Here is a 14,787-nt window from a genome sequence, read left to right on the forward strand (position 1 = left end):
GACACTGTGTGAGATGTCAGCGCCGACAGCTCGCCTGGGCACGGTCCGGTCGTGATTCGGCGCGCCAGTTGTGAGGTAGGTGCGCGATGTCGACCAGAGACGGCGAGCCCGGTGCGGTGATGAATCCGAACGGCCCCAGCGCGCAATCGCGTCTGCTGCTGGCCACTTGCATGGGCGTGGTCCGCCCGGTGCTGCGAACCTTCCCGGTGACGAGGACGACCATCCCGGTCGGCGCGGCCACCGTCGACGGGCTGGCGCGGCTGCGTCCTCGACCGCAGGGGATCGATCGAGAGCAGGTGTCGCTGCACGGCATCCGCCTGGAGATCATCCGCCCGGCCGGTGCGTCGCGTGCGTTGCGCCACGGCGCGGTGCTGTACATGCACGGCGGTGGCTTCGCGATCTGCAGTACCCGTAGTCATCGCCCGGTCGCGGCGAGCCTGGCCCGCCGCACCGGCCTGCCCGTGATCAACGTCGAGTACCGCCAGTTGCCCCGGACGCGGATCAGCGATTCGGTGGGGGACTGCCTCGCGGCCTATCGCTGGCTGCTGCGCCATGGCGCGGATCCAGGGCGGATCATCTTCGCGGGTGATTCGGCGGGTGGATACCTCACCTTCGCGACCGCCCTGCTGGCACTGGAGTCGGGGCTGCCCGCACCGGCCGGGTTGGTCGGCTTGAGCGCGCTGCTCGACCTGGACTACGCGGCGAAGCGGGACTACGTGAACGTCGCGCGCGATCCGTATATCCCGCTGTCGGCGCTGGAAGCGGTGGTGCGCATCGGCGCGGAGGTCGACGGGACGCTGGATCCGAGCCTGTCGCCGGTCAACGCGGTGCTGTCCGCGCTTCCGCCCGTGCTGCTGGTCGCGGCCGAGGACGAGGTGCTGCGCTTCGATTCCGAACTGATGGCGCAGCGGCTCACCGCGGCGGGCGTGCCGAACGCCTTGGAGTTGTGGCGCGGCCAGGTCCACGCCTTCATGAGCATCGCGCCGAATCTGCCGGAGAGCAGGGCGGCGCTGGCGCGGGTCGCGCGGTTCGTGCGGGCCAGGATCGAAGGGGACCAGCGGGCTCGGACGGCGTAACCGGTCGGGCCCTGCCCAGGCGAGCCCCGCCCCGCATCAGACGGGACGGGGCTCGCGTCTGTGCGGGGGTGGTGCGCTGCTCCGGGCGAAATTATTTCCGAATCGAAGTTATCTGTCCTTGATAGCCGAGGTCACGACGTCGCAATCTTGGCGCTTCACTTTTTGTTCAGGATTAGTTAACTTTCGTTCGCGGCGGCGATGAATGAAGCCCCATCCGCGTGGACAGCGCGGAGGGGGCTTCGATTCGTTTTCAGTTGTCCGTACGGTCGCGGATTACTTCGGGGCGACGAACGGCTGGTTGATGGTGGTGAAGTACTGGATCGCAGCACCGATGGCGACCGGGGCGGTGATCAGCAGCTGGCCCGCGAGGGTGCCCAGCGCGCCGACGGCGATGATGCCGCCGAGGCAGCCGATGGCCGCGGCCGGGATGAACGCGCCGAACAGGCCGACGATGGCCGCCGAGGCGACGGTCGCGCCGGCGATGCCGCCGAGCACGCAGCCGACGGCGCCGCCGCCGATGCCGCCGACCAGGGTGCCGATGGTCGCGCCGGTCGAGATGGTGTCCTTCATGCGGTTGAAGGCGGCCTGCTCACGGTCGTACTCGGACTTCCAGGGCGCCTTGTCCTCGAACGGCAGGGCGACGGGCTTGTAGGTCGCGTGCGCCATGTCGAACTGGGGGGTCAGGGTGGCGGTGTGGTCCGCGATCTCGGCAGCGATCGGGAACTCGAAGTCATCCACCCGGAAGGTCATCGGCATGCCGGTCAGCACGTTGCCGTTGGCAGCCTTGACCTTGAAAACGCCATCCTCGACGACCATGGAACCGGCATCGGCCGTGATGATGGACTGGGTGTCGGTCGCGTGAGCGGTGAAGTTCACCGCGTCATCGGCCTCGGCGGCCGGAGCCGCGTTCACGGTGCCGGCGGTGACGCCGAGGGCGGCGATCAGCAGTGCCGACGTCGCGGCGAATTTCCTCATCAGCATTTTGTTTGGAACCTCGATTGAAGCGTTCGGAGGGGACTAGACGAGCAAAATCTAGACCAGCTAACGCGTGGTGAACCCCTTGTGACTGTTTATTCAAATTTTGTTCACCATCGAGACCCATGGCTTGGTGGGGTCGCGGAAATAGGGGCGCTGACCGGGCTTTTCCGTGCAATATCAATCTGAGGGTTCCAATCGATGGGAAGTCAATGAGACGAATGTCACAGATCGAAAACCTGGGAGTTCGGTTTGGCCGCACGGGGTTTCGAGTCCGTCGCCGGTGCGGCGGGCCCCCACGTACAGTCATGGGGTGCGATTGCTCGTCACCGGTGGCGCCGGATTCATCGGCGCGAACTTCGTCCAGCAGACCGTGTCCGCCCACCCGGATACGGCCGTCACCGTCCTCGACGCCCTGACCTATGCCGGGAACCGAGCCTCGCTCGACCCGGTGGCCGATCGCATCGAGTTCGTGCGCGGCGACATCGCCGATCTCGACCTGGTCGACGAACTGGTCAGCGGCGTGGACGCGGTGGTGCACTTCGCCGCGGAGTCGCACAACGACAACTCCCTCGCCGAGCCGTGGCCGTTCGTGCAGACCAATATCGTCGGCACCTATTCCCTCCTGCAGGCCGTGCGCAGGCACGACGTGCGCTACCACCACGTGTCGACCGACGAGGTCTACGGCGACCTCGCCCCGGACGATCCGGCCTTCACCGAGACCACCCCCTACAACCCGTCCAGCCCGTACTCGGCCACCAAGGCCTCGAGCGATCTGCTGGTGCGCGCGTGGACCCGCTCGTTCGGCGTACGCGCCACGATCTCCAACTGCAGTAACAATTACGGGCCCTACCAGCACGTGGAGAAATTCATCCCGCGCCAGATCACCAATCTGATCGATGGGCTCCGTCCCCGGCTCTACGGGGCGGGACACCAGGTACGCGACTGGATCCATGTCGACGACCACAATCGCGCCGTGTGGGAGATCCTGCGCCGGGGCCGGATCGGGCAGACCTACCTGATCGGCGCCGACGGCGAACTCGACAACAAGTCCGTGGTGCAGATGATCCTCGCGGAGTTCGGCCGCGACCCCGACGATTTCGACCACGTGACCGACCGGCCCGGCCACGACCAGCGCTACGCGATCGACGCGACGTTGCTGCGTTCCGAACTCGATTGGCGCCCCCGTTACGCGGACTTCCGCGCCGGACTGGCCGCGACGATTCAGTGGTACCGGGACAACGAGAACTGGTGGCGCCCGTACAAGGCCGCCACCGAGCACGCCTACCTCGCAGCGGGCGAGCGGACTCTCAGCGCGGCGGGCGACTGAAACGCGCCCCGGGAGATATCCGAGACGCCGCGCCGCTCAGCCCCAGACGATGGTGTAGTACTTCGCCGCCGCCGCGATCAGCGCCACGCTCGTCGCCACCAGCACGGTGACGGCCGGGCCCACCGTCGGGGTCTTCCCCGCGGAGTCCGTGAGCCGCAGCGGCATCCAGCGCAGCAGCACCGCGAGCGTCACGATCGCCAGCGGCACGAAATAGCGGCCCTGCACGCCGTCGATGATGTAGTAGCCGACCGGCGTGAACGACATGTACAGCGTCACGTAGATCATCGCGACGCTCGCGGCCATGGTGAGCGCGACGATCAGGGTGCGGCGGAAGGCCGGGACGGTCATCCGTTCCGCGATGCCGATGCTCACCGCGAACGCGAGCAGGCAGGCCAGCATGGCGATGGCGGGCACGTCGACGTAGGCGAAGCCGAGTTCACCGAAGAACTGGCTGAACCAGCGCTGGTCGCGCAGGGCGATGCTCTCGCCGAACACGTGCACGAACTCCGGTGGATCGCGCAGGATGCCGCTGAGCTGGTCGCCGGGACGCACCGAGTGCCACTGGTGCGGCGGCCGCATCAGGCCCATGCCGTCGCCGGTCGGCGCCGCGATCTTCATCCACACCGCGAACGCGAGCGCGCCCGCCGCGGCGAACACCCACGGAATCCCGCGCCGCCACCCGCTGAATCCGAATCGGTCGGCGGGCACCAGGGCGACCAGCAGCGCGAGCAACACATAGGTGGGCTTGCTCACCGGTAGCAGGATCGTCGCGGCCAGCAGCGCGCCGATCTCCACTCGGCCCAGTCGCATGCCGAGGAACATGGCCTTCACCAGCAGCGCGGAGACCAAGATGGCCAGCGCGTTGGTCATGGTGTCGGCGGTCACCGTGCCCGCCTGGAACACCGCGATCGGCAGCACGGCGACGGTGAACGCCAGCCACTGCACCCGGTGCGCGCGCAAGGCGTACAGGCCGAACCCGACCACAGCGAGATAGGCCACCAGTCCGGCGAACCGGGTGAGCAGGAGCAGGCCACCCACGTTCAGCCCGAAGAGTTCGCCGAGGCGGATGCCGATAGCGGCCGGAATGTAGGGGATCGGCGAGTAAGCCGCGGTATTGGTGAACCACACCGGTTCGGTGGCGTCCGAGACCGCGGCGCCGGTCAGTTGGTCGTAGCGGGCCGGGTCGGCCACCATGGGATCCGGCTCGTCCGGGTTGGTGGAGTAGTCCCGCAGCGCGTAGCCCATCAGCTCGGTGATGCTGGACGGGACGTCGCCGCCGTAGGCGATGCCGCGATCGTCGTGGATCCGCTGCGGCAGGAACCCGCCGTGCGCGACCTGGTAGGCGCGACCGAACTGGGTGATCTCGTCATGACCCCAGAACGGCGGGGTGAGAACGGTGAACAGCGCACCGAAGATCGTCGCCAGCAGGGTGAATGCGATCGTCGCCGCGCCCAGGCGCGTCACCACTCGCTCCGCGAGACCTTTCGCCGACCGGTCCGTGCCGGTGGTCGCCGCCTCGGCGTCCACAGCCGGTAGCGGGGCGGTGTCGGTGGCGGGTAGCGGCGCGGTGTCCGAACGCTCGCCCAGATTCTCCTCCGGCGTCGCGGCCCGATCCGCCGAGGTCGTCAACGCCCGGCTCCGCCGTTGCTCGCGCTGCGCGGGTCCTCCGCGCCCACCGCGGTGTAGCGCAGGTAGACCAGGCGCGCGGCCTCGTGGCGGGAGCGCCGGATGCCGTCGAGGATCAGTCCCGCGGTCCAGGCGAGGCTGCCGAGCAGCAGCAGCGTGAAGGCGAGGAACAGCGTCGGGAACCGCGGCACCGTGTGGGTGTTGTAGAACTCGACGACGATCGGAATGGTCAGGACGATCGAGACCAGCCAGCTCAGCGTGCCGAACAGGCCGTAGAACGCGACCGGCCGCTCGTGCCGGGCCAGCCCGATGATCAGGGCGAGGATCTTGAATCCGTCGTGATAGGTGCGCAGCTTGCTCTCGCTGCCCGCCGGACGATCACGGAAGCCGACCGGCACCGCCGTCCGCGGCACCCGCAGGTGCAGGGAATGCACCGTGAGCTCGGTCTCGATCTCGAACTCACGAGACACCGCCGGAAAGCTCTTCACGAACCGGCGGGAGAACACTCGGAAACCGGAGAGCATGTCCTCGACGTTCTCGCCGAACACCTTCCCGACCACGCCGTTGAGCACCTTGTTACCGGTCTCGTGGCCCGCGCGGTAGGCCGAGGCGCCCTCGTCCTGCTTGCGCACGCCGAGCACATGGTCGTAGGGGCCGTCGAGCAACGTCTTGATCATCAGCGGCGCGGCGGACGCCTCATAGGTGTCGTCGCCGTCGACCATCAAGTACACGTCCGCCTCGATGTCGGCGAAGGCGCGGCGCACCACGTTGCCCTTGCCCTTGGTGTGCTCGTGGCGCACGATCGCTCCGGCCTCGCGTGCGCGCTCGGCGGTTTCGTCCGTGCTCAGATTGTCGTAGACGTAGACGACGATTCCCGGCACGGCGGCCTGCAGATCGGCCACGACCTTGGCGATCGAGGCCTCTTCGTTGTGACACGGAACCACGGCGGCAATACGGAGCTCGGTGGAGTCCACCCGGGTCAATCCTCGCGATCGGTGGTGAATGTGGGAACACGGGGAGGGTACAGGGAACTCACAGTTTGCGCGTGGCCGACCTCACCGTGTGCGGAGGCGGAATTTCCCCGCGCGGGCGCTTCGGCGCTCCTGCGGTACCGTCGGGCCGTGCCATCCAGTGAGTCCACCGCGCCCGCGGACGAGCCAGTGACGCAGGAGACCGAAGCGATCGTTCGCAAGGTGCTCACCGCGCTGCGCCGAGGCGGGGCTTTCCTGGTGGTCGGCGCGATCGGGTTCCTGGTGGACGCGGGCACGTACAACCTCCTGGTCTTCTGGGGTGGCGAGGGCGTGCTCTATCACTACCCACTGCCGGCAAAGATCATCGCGATCGCGGTGGCCACGGTGGTGACCTATTTCGGCAACAAGTGGTGGACCTTCGCGCACAAGCGGACCGACAATCCCGGTCGCGAATACCTGTTGTACGCGGTGTTCAACGTCGTCGCGATCGGCCTGCAACTGGGCTGTCTCGGCTTCTCCCGCTACGTGCTCGACCTGTCCAGCCCGCTGTCGGACAACATCTCCGGTACGTTGATCGGGCAGATCGTGGCCGTGGTGTTCCGGTACTGGGCCTATGACAAGTTCGTCTTCACCGGAGCGCGAGCGGGTACCGGCAGCGCCACCGACAACGAATCGGCGAACGTTTAGCAATGCTTCGAGCACACGTCGGCGTGGCCGTACGGCGGGCAGCCGCACAGGGCGGTTGATATCCTCACCCCCGCCGTGAAGGCATCGAGGGGCGTGTCTGTCCCGTCCGGCACAATGAGAATTTCGAGGATTTCATGGATCAGTCGGCTATCGAGGCCGTTACCGAAACAAACGATCGCTCGACGGCCGCTGAGGCGCCTGCCGCGCTGCGCGCCGACCATCGGGCGCCGGACCGGCTCGTGCTCCAGCGCGGTATCTTCGCCGGCCCGTCGGCGAAGGTGAGCGACGAGCTGTACGCCGTCGTGAAAGGTGGCGCGCACCGAGAACGCCAGACCCTGCGTTTGGACAAGGGCGCGACCGCGCACACCAACACCTATTTCGGCCGGTTCGCCGCGAGCTACTGGCAGCGCTGGACCACGGTCACCGATGTGCGGGTCAGCATGGTGCTCGACGTCGCCGCCAAGGCGAACATCCGTCTGGTGGCCTCCGACATCGCCGGTCACCGCAGGATCATCGACACCCAGCGGGTCGACGCGAGCGGTTCGGTCACCCTGACCGCCCCGCTGGACCAGTACGTCGACGGCGGCGCGCTGTGGCTGGAGTTCGACGCCATCGGCGGCGCGCTCGGCATCGCGGAGTTGAGCTGGACCGCCGTCGCGCCGGAACGCGTCCGTCCGGTCGCCATCGCGATCTGCACCTTCAACCGTGCCGAGGACTGCGCCGAGACGGTCGCGGCGCTGTCCTCCGACCCGACCGTGCTCGCCGCGATCGACGCGGTGTACGTCGTCGACCAGGGCACCGATCTGGTCGAGAACCGGCCGCGTTACCAGGAGGTCGCACCGGTCCTCGGCGAGAAGCTGCGCTACCTGCGTCAGCCCAACCTGGGCGGCGCGGGCGGCTTCACCCGGGGGCTGTATGAGGTGTCCGCGGTCAACGAGCACGCCGACGTCATCCTGATGGACGACGACATCCTGTGCGAACCGGAGACGGTGCTGCGCCTGAACGCGTTCGCCAACCTGACGGTCGAACCGACCCTGGTCGGCGCGCAGATGCTGTTCCTGCTCAACCCCGACTACCTCAACGTCGGCGCCGAGGAAGTGCATCTGAACCGGCTGCGGCACGGCCAGAAGGTGCCCAAGGCGCTGCGCAACACCAGCATGTTGAAGAAGAACCAGGAGCGCCGCGTGGACGCGGGCTACAACGCCTGGTGGACCTGCCTCATCCCGGCCGAGGTGGTCGCGAAGATCGGCCTGCCGATCCCGATCTTCTTCCAGTGGGACGACGTGGAGTACGGCATCCGGGCGCGCGAGCACGGTTTCGTCACCGTCACGCTCCCCAACGCCGCGGTCTGGCACGCGGACTTCTACTGGAAGGACTACGACGACTGGGCGCGCTACTTCAGCACCCGCAACTCGCTGATCGTCGGCTCGCTGCACACCGAGCTGGACGGTAAGGACATCTCGGGCCGGCTGTTCCGGGAGATGTCCGAGCAGCTGGTCGCGATGCAGTACGGCTTGGTGCACACCACCCTGCAGGGCATCGAGGACTTCTTGAAGGGCCCGAAGGTATTGCGGGACGGCGGTATCGAGGCGCTGGCCGCCGCGCGGAGCAGCCGGGCCGACTACGCCGAGACGATCAAGCATCCGGCCTCGACGCCGCCGGTCCCTTCCGCGGACATCCAGTTGCGCCGCGCCGGTGGGGAACCCAGCCGCGCGAAGCTGGTGCTGATCAAGCGCGCGATCAATCAGTGGCTGGGCCGCACCCAGCACGGCATCATCGGCGTCACCAGGGAAGACGCCTACTGGTGGCATGTCTCGCTGTTCGACCACGTGGTGGTCACCGATGCCTCGCAGTCCGGCGTCCGGGTGCGTCGGCGCGACAAGGCCCGCGCGCTGCGGCTGCTGCGTCGGATGGTGCGTGTGCTGCGTCGCCTGCGCCGTGAGCTGCCCACGGTCCAGGCGCAGTACCGCGCGGCCATGCCGGAATTGACCAGCCGCGAGAATTGGGAGCGGTTGTACGGGATCGAAGGTCAGCGCGACCGCTGAGTTCGTTGGTACATCGGGGACGGGCTGACCAGCCCGTCCCCCATTGCAGCCGCGAACGCTGCTGCCGCGGCAGCTGAATCCGGCCTGAAGACGCGGAGAGGCCTACAGGAAGAGGTCGGTGGTGAGTTCGCCGTCGCCCGGGGTGACGCGATACTTGTCCAGGTCGGTGATGCCGTGGGCGGCCAGGACATCATCGTCGATGAAGAAGTTGCCGCTGGTTTCCTTGCCGGGTGAGGTGAGCACCAGGTAGGCGGCGTCGGCGTAGATGTCGGGGGTGCGCGAGGTGGAGACCATCTCCTCGCCGCCGAGCAGGTTCTTCACCGCCGCGGTGGCGATCGTGGTGCGCGGCCACAGTGAATTGACGCCGATGCCGTCGCCTTTGAGTTCCTCGGCCAGCCCCAACGTGGTCAGCGACATGCCGTACTTGGCGATCGTGTAGCCCAGCGCCATGCCCGCCCACTTGGGGTCCAGGTTCAGCGGCGGGGACAGCGTCAGGATGTGCGGGTTGCGCCCGGCCTTCGCCGATTCGCGCAGATGCGGGATGCTCAGCTTGGACAGCAGGAAGCTGCCTCGGCAGTTGATGTCCTGCATCAAGTCATATTTCTTCATCGGCAGTGCGTCCGTGGGGGACAAGTCGATCGCGGAGGCGTTGTTCACCACGATGTCGATGCCGCCGAACCGCTCGACCGTCTGGCGCACCGCCTCGGCCACCGACTCGTCGACGCGAACGTCGCCGACGAACGGCAGTACCTGCCCGCCCTCCGCCTCGAGTTCCGCGGCGGCGGTGTGGATGGTGCCCGGCAGCTTGGGATGCGGCTGATCGGTCTTCGCGATCAGGGTGATGTTGGCGCCGTCGGCCGCGGCCCGCTTGGCGATCTCCAGCCCGATGCCGCGACTGCCGCCGGACATGATCATCGTCCGGCCCGCTAGCGGCTTGGATCCCGGTTCCGTCATCTGACCTGCTCCTTCGTTTCCGCCGCAGGCATCAGCCCGCGGCTGTACGCGCTTGCAGACTAAGCGTAAACCCGCTCGTTATGCAACCAGTTGCATAGGTGGTGCGAAGAGAGGGCACCGGCGTGCCGGTGCCCTCTTCCGGTTCAGGCCGTGGCGGCGATGAGCACGATGTTCAGTAAGAACATCAGGCCGACCAGGGCCCAGACGATGTACAGGAACAGCAGGCCCGGCGCTTTCTGCGGAACCGGTCCGATCGCGCCGTTGAGGAAGATCACAACCGGCGGCTTGTAGTAGAACCGCGCGGCCTGTCCCTCGGCGATCGGCACGGTCACGTTGGCCGAACCCATGTCGAACAACCACGGGGTGGTGACCCGGACGTGGTACTGGCCCGGGCCGACCGGGATGTGGTTCGCGCCCCAACGGGTATTGGGCACCCGCTGTCCGTTGACCAGGATCTTCGGCTTGGTCAGCCCGAGCATGAACGTCCAGAGCGAGTACGAGGCATCGATGGTGATGCCCGGCGGATCGGCGGGCCTGCCGTAGCCCTGCGGGCCGAACTGCTGCGGTTGACCGTACGGTTGCGGCTGACCGAACTGTTGCGGCTGGCCGTAGGGCTGCGGCTGCCCGTACTGCGGTGCGGGCTGGGCGAATTGGGGCGCGGGCTGCCCGTATGGCGACTGGCCCACCTGAGGTTGGGCGAGATGCGGTTGGCTCGGATGCTGCCCCGCGGGCGGCGCGTACTGCGCGGGCGCCTGCTGAGGCGGGTACTGGCCGACTGGCGGCTGCTGACCGAATGTCGGCTGTCCGGGCCATTGGCCGGGCTGCTGACCGGGTGGCGGGTACCCGCCGGGCTGACTCATCTATCCCTCCCAGATAGCGAACGATGCGAAGGGCACCCTACCGTGCCTCCGCTCGATCAGCGTCGCGAGTTCCGCTCCCGGAACATCTTGCGGTGCTGCTTGCTGATGTCCCGCCAGGCTCGCTCGCGTTCGGCTTGCAGCCGTTTGTCGGTGCGCGCCCGCATCCACTCGTTCTCCCGGGCCAGCTTGTCGTAGCTGTCGAGCCTGCGCTGGGTGAGTTCGCCGTTGTCGATCGCCTCCCGCACCGCGCACCCGGGTTCGCCGTGGTGCGCGCAATCGCCGAAACGACACTGGGCGGCAAGGGTTTCGATGTCGCTGAAGGTCTTCTCGATGCCTTCGGCGGCGTCCCACAGCCCGACGCCGCGCAGCCCCGGCGTATCGATCAGGGTGCCGCCGCCGGGCAGCGGGCGCAGCTCCCGGTGCACCGTGGTGTGCCTGCCTTTCTTGTCGGTGTCGCGAACCGCGTTGGTGGCGAAGACCTCCGCGCCGAGCAGCGCGTTGGCGAGAGTCGACTTCCCAGCACCGGAGGGTCCGAGCAGCGCGACGGTGCCGTCGAGCAGCGCCGTGAGCACGTCGAGCCCGAGGCCGGTGTTCGCGCTCACCTCGAGCACGGCAGCGCCCGGCGCGACGGCGCGTACCTGGGCGAGCGGGAGGTCGTCGGCCGCGTCGGCCTTGGTGAGCAGCACGATCGGCTGGGCATTGCTCTCCCAGGCCAGCGCGAGCATGCGTTCGATGCGGCCGAGATCCACGTCGCCGTCGGCGGCGGCACAGATCAGCACGGTGTCGACGTTGGCGGCGAGCACCTGGCCCTGGGACCGGCCGGAGACCGACGATCGCATGATCGCCGATCGGCGCGGCAGCAACCGGCGCACCGCCGAGGTGGCGTCGACGGTCACCCAGTCGCCGGTGCACAGCCCACTGACCTCGGAATCCGGGCGCGGGCAACGAGCGCGGGCGAGCCCGTCGGGCGTGGCCACATCGCATTCGCTGCGGTCCATGCGGATCACTCGCGCGGGCACACAGTCTTCCTCGATCATCGAGGCGTACTGCGCGGCAACGGCTTCGGTCCAGCCGTAAGGGACGAGAAGGTCGTGGACGACCATGATGGAAGGAGTCCTTCGTCGGGCGCCGAACCCGACGAAGGGTTCAGCGAGCGGAGAATGAGGTGGAGTTTCGTGTGGCGGCATGACCGACGTCAGCTCGCCTGAACACGACAACCCGAACGTTCCTCGTCACGGTCCACACCTCCTTGCCTCTCTCGCAGTTCTGCCCACTCTTGCACTCGACTCCGGCTCCGCACAACCGAATTACCGATTCGGGTCGGAAGCGCCACGCATCGGACTGATCCGAGGCGCCGCGCGGGCGACCTTCCGAGCTCAGTCAGGCTTGCCGAACTGCTCGTGGCGGCCGAGTGAGCGTAGGTGGAACCATTCGCGCAGGCCGGCCGGGTCGCGGCGGGTGACGAGGAAGAACCAGGAGAAGCGAACCCACTCCTGGGGCAGCAGTTTCCGCATACCCGGCTGCGACATCAAGTAGCCGCGGTTGCGGTAGGTGAAGTAGCGCTTCACCGGATCGTCGGGATATTGCGTGTGCATCCGGCCGCCGAGAATCGGCTTGAACTCCGCCGCACCGTTGGGATGCAGATATGCCGTCTGCAGGCAGGTGCCGAAGGGCAGCCCGGAGCGCACCAGCCTGCGATGCACCTCCACCTCGTCACCGCGCACGAACAGGCGCAGGTCCGGCACACCGATCACGTCGACCGCCCGCGCGGAGATCAGCGCGCCGTTGAACAGCGAGGCGATGCCGGGCAGGAAGTCGTCGTCGCCGAGTTCCGAGCGCAGCCTGCGCCAGACCACGCCGCGGCGCAGCGGGAAGGCGAGGCGGTCGGGTTCGTCGATATCGCAGACCACGGGCGAAACCTCGACCAGACCGTGCCGGTTCGCGCAGTCCAGCAGGGTGGACAGCACGTCGGGGCCTTCGGGCCTGCCGTCGTCGTCGGCGAGCCACACCCAGTCCGCGCCGATGCTCAACGCGTGCAGCATGCCGAGCGCGAACCCGCCCGCGCCGCCGAGGTTGTGCGCCGAGCCCAGGTAGGTGGATTCCACCGGCTGGTCGCGCACCAGATCGGCGACTTCGGTCTCGTTGCCGTTGTCCACCACGATCAGGTGGTCCACCGGCCGGGACTGCGAGGTGACGACCTTCAGTGACTCGGCGAGCAGTTCGCGGCGCTTGTGCGTGACGACGACGGCAACGATGCGCGGCTGCGAATCCGGGTCCGGCGCCGCGGATTCCGCGGCGGGATCGGCGAGCTCGACGGCATCCTCCGGTGCGGAGCCGATCCGGGCCTGCGCCCCTTCGTCGATCGGGGTGTCCTGCCCGGTCGGCTCACTCATGCTGTGGCCTTCCCGGCATGTGCGGGGCCCTCCGTGGTCACGCTTCGCTGCCGCCTCCGGGCCTGACCGCTCATGCCTGATTCCGCTCCAATTCTCGATCTGATTTCTCGCCCCGCTCCGCTTCCATCTCGCGCAGCACGGTCGCGACGTGATTCCCCGCCTCCGGCCCCTCATAGGCTCGCACCACTTCTTCGATGCCGCCACGCAAGCGGATCTGGCCGTGGTCGATCCACAACGCCGTGTCGCACAACTGCGCGAGGAATTCGTTCGAATGGCTGGCGAAGACCAGGATGCCCGAACGCGCCACCAACGACTGCAACCGCTTGCGGGCCTTCTTCATGAATTCCGCGTCGACGGCGCCGATGCCCTCGTCGAGCAGCAGGATCTCGGGATCGATCGAGGTGACCACGCCCATCGCGAGGCGCACCCGCATACCGGTGGAATAGGTGCGCAGGGGCATGGACAGGTATTCGCCGAGCTCGGTGAAATCGGCGATCTCATCGATCTTCGACAGCATCTGCTTGCGGGTCTGTCCGAGGAACAGTCCGCGGATGATGATGTTCTCGTAGCCGGAGATCTCCGGGTCCATGCCGACGCCGAGGTCGAACACCGGAGCCACCCGCCCGCGGATGCGCGCACTGCCCCGCGACGGTTCGTAGATGCCCGAGAGCAGGCGCAGCAGCGTCGATTTGCCCGCGCCGTTGTGCCCGACCAAGCCCACCCGGTCGCCCTCTTTCAGCGACAGGTTGATGTCCCGGAGGGCCTCGACCACGACGACGTCGGATTTGTTGCGTCCGATCGCGCCGCCGGCTTTGCCGAGGAACGCCTTTTTCAACGACCGCGATTTGGCGTCGAAGATCGGGAATTCGACCCAGGCTTCCTGGGTCTCGATACTCACACGACTCATCGGGGCGCTCCTATACCCAGTACGGTACGCGCGAACGGAACTGCTTCATCGCGAGGATCGCCACGATCCAGCCCAGCAGGGTGATCACGCCGACGACCAGCCAGTGCCGCAGTTCTTGCGGTTCGCCGAGCAGGGGCGCCCGGACGATTTCGAGATAGTGGAACGTCGGCACGAGTTCGGCCAGCTTCGCGCGGTCGCCGTTGTTCATCTGCGATTGCAGCGTCTTGGTCGTCCACATGACCGGGGTCAGCACGAACAGCATCAGCGTCGTGCTGCCGAGAATCGGCGCGATGTCGCGGTAGCGCGTGCTGAAGATGCCGAACACGATCGACACCCACATCGAATTCAGGAAGATCAGCGCGATCGCCGGAATCGCCATGAGGCTGGCCACCCCGAGATGGCGCCACACGCCGAACGCGGCGAGCATCACCACGTAGATGACCATGTTGTGGGCGAAGAAGAGCAGTTGCCGCCACACCAGCCGGTAGACGTGCACGCTCAAGGCCGAAGGAAGCTGCTTGATCAGGCCCTCATTGGCGATGAAGACCTCCGAGCCCTCCAGGATGCTCGCGCTGATCACGTTCCAGATGATCAAGCCGACCGTCACGTAGGGCAGGTACTCCCGCAGCGGCTGGCCGAGCAGCGCCGCGTACAGCACACCCATCGCGACGGCCTGCAAGCCGGTGGCGATGGTGATCCAGAACGGACCGAGCACCGAGCGCCGGTAACGCTGCTTGATGTCCTGCCAGCCGAGCGACAGCCACAGCTCCCGCTGCGCGAAGCCGACCGCGAAGTCCTGGAACGCGCGCCGGAACGTCTGGGAGTCCGGCACGATCTTCGCCACGGTGGCTCCGGCGTGCAGGGTCTCCGTCTCCGGTGTTGCCGCGCTCACCGGGTCCTCCGGTGAGTCGTCGCCGGAACGCTCCGTGTGCTCGGCCGAGGGGGTCGGCGAGCTGTCATCTG

The 14,787-nt window shown here is 67.4% G+C and carries 13 protein-coding genes; 4 read left to right on the top strand and 9 right to left on the bottom strand.

The genetic code is table 11. From position 1 onward, the window contains the following. The first annotated feature begins 86 nt into the window (after window positions 1–86). Entirely contained in the window at window positions 87–1,076 is a 990-nt protein-coding gene (locus ACL03I_RS28085; protein ID WP_355073082.1) for an alpha/beta hydrolase, read from the top strand. A gap of 273 nt (window positions 1,077–1,349) precedes the next feature. Here ACL03I_RS28085 and ACL03I_RS28090 read toward each other — a convergent pair whose 3' ends face one another. Next, window positions 1,350–2,057 carry a hypothetical protein gene (locus ACL03I_RS28090; RefSeq protein ID WP_412807357.1) on the bottom strand — a complete coding sequence of 236 codons (708 nt, stop codon included), beginning with the start codon at window positions 2,055–2,057 and terminating at the stop codon, window positions 1,350–1,352. A 307-nt stretch (window positions 2,058–2,364) separates the two neighbouring features. Between ACL03I_RS28090 and rfbB the strand changes: the two genes are divergently transcribed. Then, the gene (gene rfbB, locus ACL03I_RS28095) at window positions 2,365–3,381 is read left to right on the top strand and encodes a dTDP-glucose 4,6-dehydratase (RefSeq protein WP_412807358.1); all 1,017 of its coding nucleotides are present in this window, start codon (window positions 2,365–2,367) and stop codon (window positions 3,379–3,381) included. A 36-nt stretch (window positions 3,382–3,417) separates the two neighbouring features. Here rfbB and ACL03I_RS28100 read toward each other — a convergent pair whose 3' ends face one another. Further along, window positions 3,418–5,010 carry a DUF2142 domain-containing protein gene (locus tag ACL03I_RS28100; protein WP_356963358.1) on the bottom strand — a complete coding sequence of 531 codons (1,593 nt, stop codon included), beginning with the start codon at window positions 5,008–5,010 and terminating at the stop codon, window positions 3,418–3,420. Next, window positions 5,007–5,981, bottom strand: coding sequence for a glycosyltransferase (locus tag ACL03I_RS28105; protein ID WP_412807359.1), 975 nt, complete (start codon window positions 5,979–5,981; stop codon window positions 5,007–5,009). The genes ACL03I_RS28100 and ACL03I_RS28105 overlap by 4 nt, the downstream gene beginning before the upstream one ends. Window positions 5,982–6,128: 147 nt before the next feature. Here ACL03I_RS28105 and ACL03I_RS28110 point away from each other — a divergent pair, with 147 nt between their 5' ends. Beyond that, window positions 6,129–6,665, top strand: a complete 537-nt coding sequence (locus ACL03I_RS28110; protein ID WP_355073072.1) for a GtrA family protein — start codon at window positions 6,129–6,131, stop codon at window positions 6,663–6,665. Window positions 6,666–6,799: 134 nt separating this feature from the next. Then, window positions 6,800–8,710: a glycosyltransferase gene (locus tag ACL03I_RS28115; protein WP_364432963.1), complete on the top strand. Its 1,911-nt coding sequence runs from the start codon at window positions 6,800–6,802 to the stop codon at window positions 8,708–8,710. 102 nt (window positions 8,711–8,812) lie between these two features. Here ACL03I_RS28115 and ACL03I_RS28120 read toward each other — a convergent pair whose 3' ends face one another. From ACL03I_RS28120 to wzm, 6 genes are all read right to left on the bottom strand, one after another. After that, complete coding sequence (locus ACL03I_RS28120) at window positions 8,813–9,664, bottom strand: SDR family oxidoreductase (protein ID WP_355073068.1); 852 nt, start codon at window positions 9,662–9,664, stop codon at window positions 8,813–8,815. A gap of 143 nt (window positions 9,665–9,807) precedes the next feature. Continuing rightward, window positions 9,808–10,524 carry a hypothetical protein gene (locus ACL03I_RS28125; RefSeq protein WP_355073066.1) on the bottom strand — a complete coding sequence of 239 codons (717 nt, stop codon included), beginning with the start codon at window positions 10,522–10,524 and terminating at the stop codon, window positions 9,808–9,810. Between the two features lie 56 nt (window positions 10,525–10,580). After that, window positions 10,581–11,627, bottom strand: a complete 1,047-nt coding sequence (rsgA, locus tag ACL03I_RS28130) for a ribosome small subunit-dependent GTPase A (protein ID WP_412807360.1) — start codon at window positions 11,625–11,627, stop codon at window positions 10,581–10,583. Window positions 11,628–11,900: 273 nt separating this feature from the next. Further along, a complete protein-coding gene (gene glfT1 / locus ACL03I_RS28135; protein ID WP_355073062.1) occupies window positions 11,901–12,917 on the bottom strand; it encodes a galactofuranosyltransferase GlfT1 in 1,017 nt (338 codons plus the stop codon). Window positions 12,918–12,987: 70 nt separating this feature from the next. Next, entirely contained in the window at window positions 12,988–13,824 is an 837-nt protein-coding gene (gene wzt, locus ACL03I_RS28140) for a galactan export ABC transporter ATP-binding subunit Wzt/RfbE (RefSeq protein WP_355073060.1), read from the bottom strand. Between the two features lie 10 nt (window positions 13,825–13,834). Beyond that, a complete protein-coding gene (wzm, locus tag ACL03I_RS28145) occupies window positions 13,835–14,716 on the bottom strand; it encodes a galactan export ABC transporter permease subunit Wzm/RfbD (protein ID WP_379249917.1) in 882 nt (293 codons plus the stop codon). Window positions 14,717–14,787: the final 71 nt, after the last annotated feature.

Source organism: Nocardia sichangensis, assembly GCF_047200615.1.
Classification (GTDB): Bacteria; Actinomycetota; Actinomycetes; order Mycobacteriales; family Mycobacteriaceae; genus Nocardia; species Nocardia sichangensis.

Excerpts from the sequence above, each read along its gene's own strand:
- ACL03I_RS28085 (WP_355073082.1), top strand. The coding sequence starts at position 87 with ATGTCGACCAGAGACGGCGAGCCCGGTGCGGTGATGAATCCGAACGGC.
- ACL03I_RS28090 (WP_412807357.1), bottom strand. The coding sequence starts at position 2,057 with ATGCTGATGAGGAAATTCGCCGCGACGTCGGCACTGCTGATCGCCGCC.
- ACL03I_RS28115 (WP_364432963.1), top strand. The coding sequence starts at position 6,800 with ATGGATCAGTCGGCTATCGAGGCCGTTACCGAAACAAACGATCGCTCG.
- ACL03I_RS28120 (WP_355073068.1), bottom strand. The coding sequence starts at position 9,664 with ATGACGGAACCGGGATCCAAGCCGCTAGCGGGCCGGACGATGATCATG.
- ACL03I_RS28125 (WP_355073066.1), bottom strand. The coding sequence starts at position 10,524 with ATGAGTCAGCCCGGCGGGTACCCGCCACCCGGTCAGCAGCCCGGCCAA.
- rsgA (WP_412807360.1), bottom strand. The coding sequence starts at position 11,627 with ATGGTCGTCCACGACCTTCTCGTCCCTTACGGCTGGACCGAAGCCGTT.
- glfT1 (WP_355073062.1), bottom strand. The coding sequence starts at position 12,917 with ATGAGTGAGCCGACCGGGCAGGACACCCCGATCGACGAAGGGGCGCAG.
- wzt (WP_355073060.1), bottom strand. The coding sequence starts at position 13,824 with ATGAGTCGTGTGAGTATCGAGACCCAGGAAGCCTGGGTCGAATTCCCG.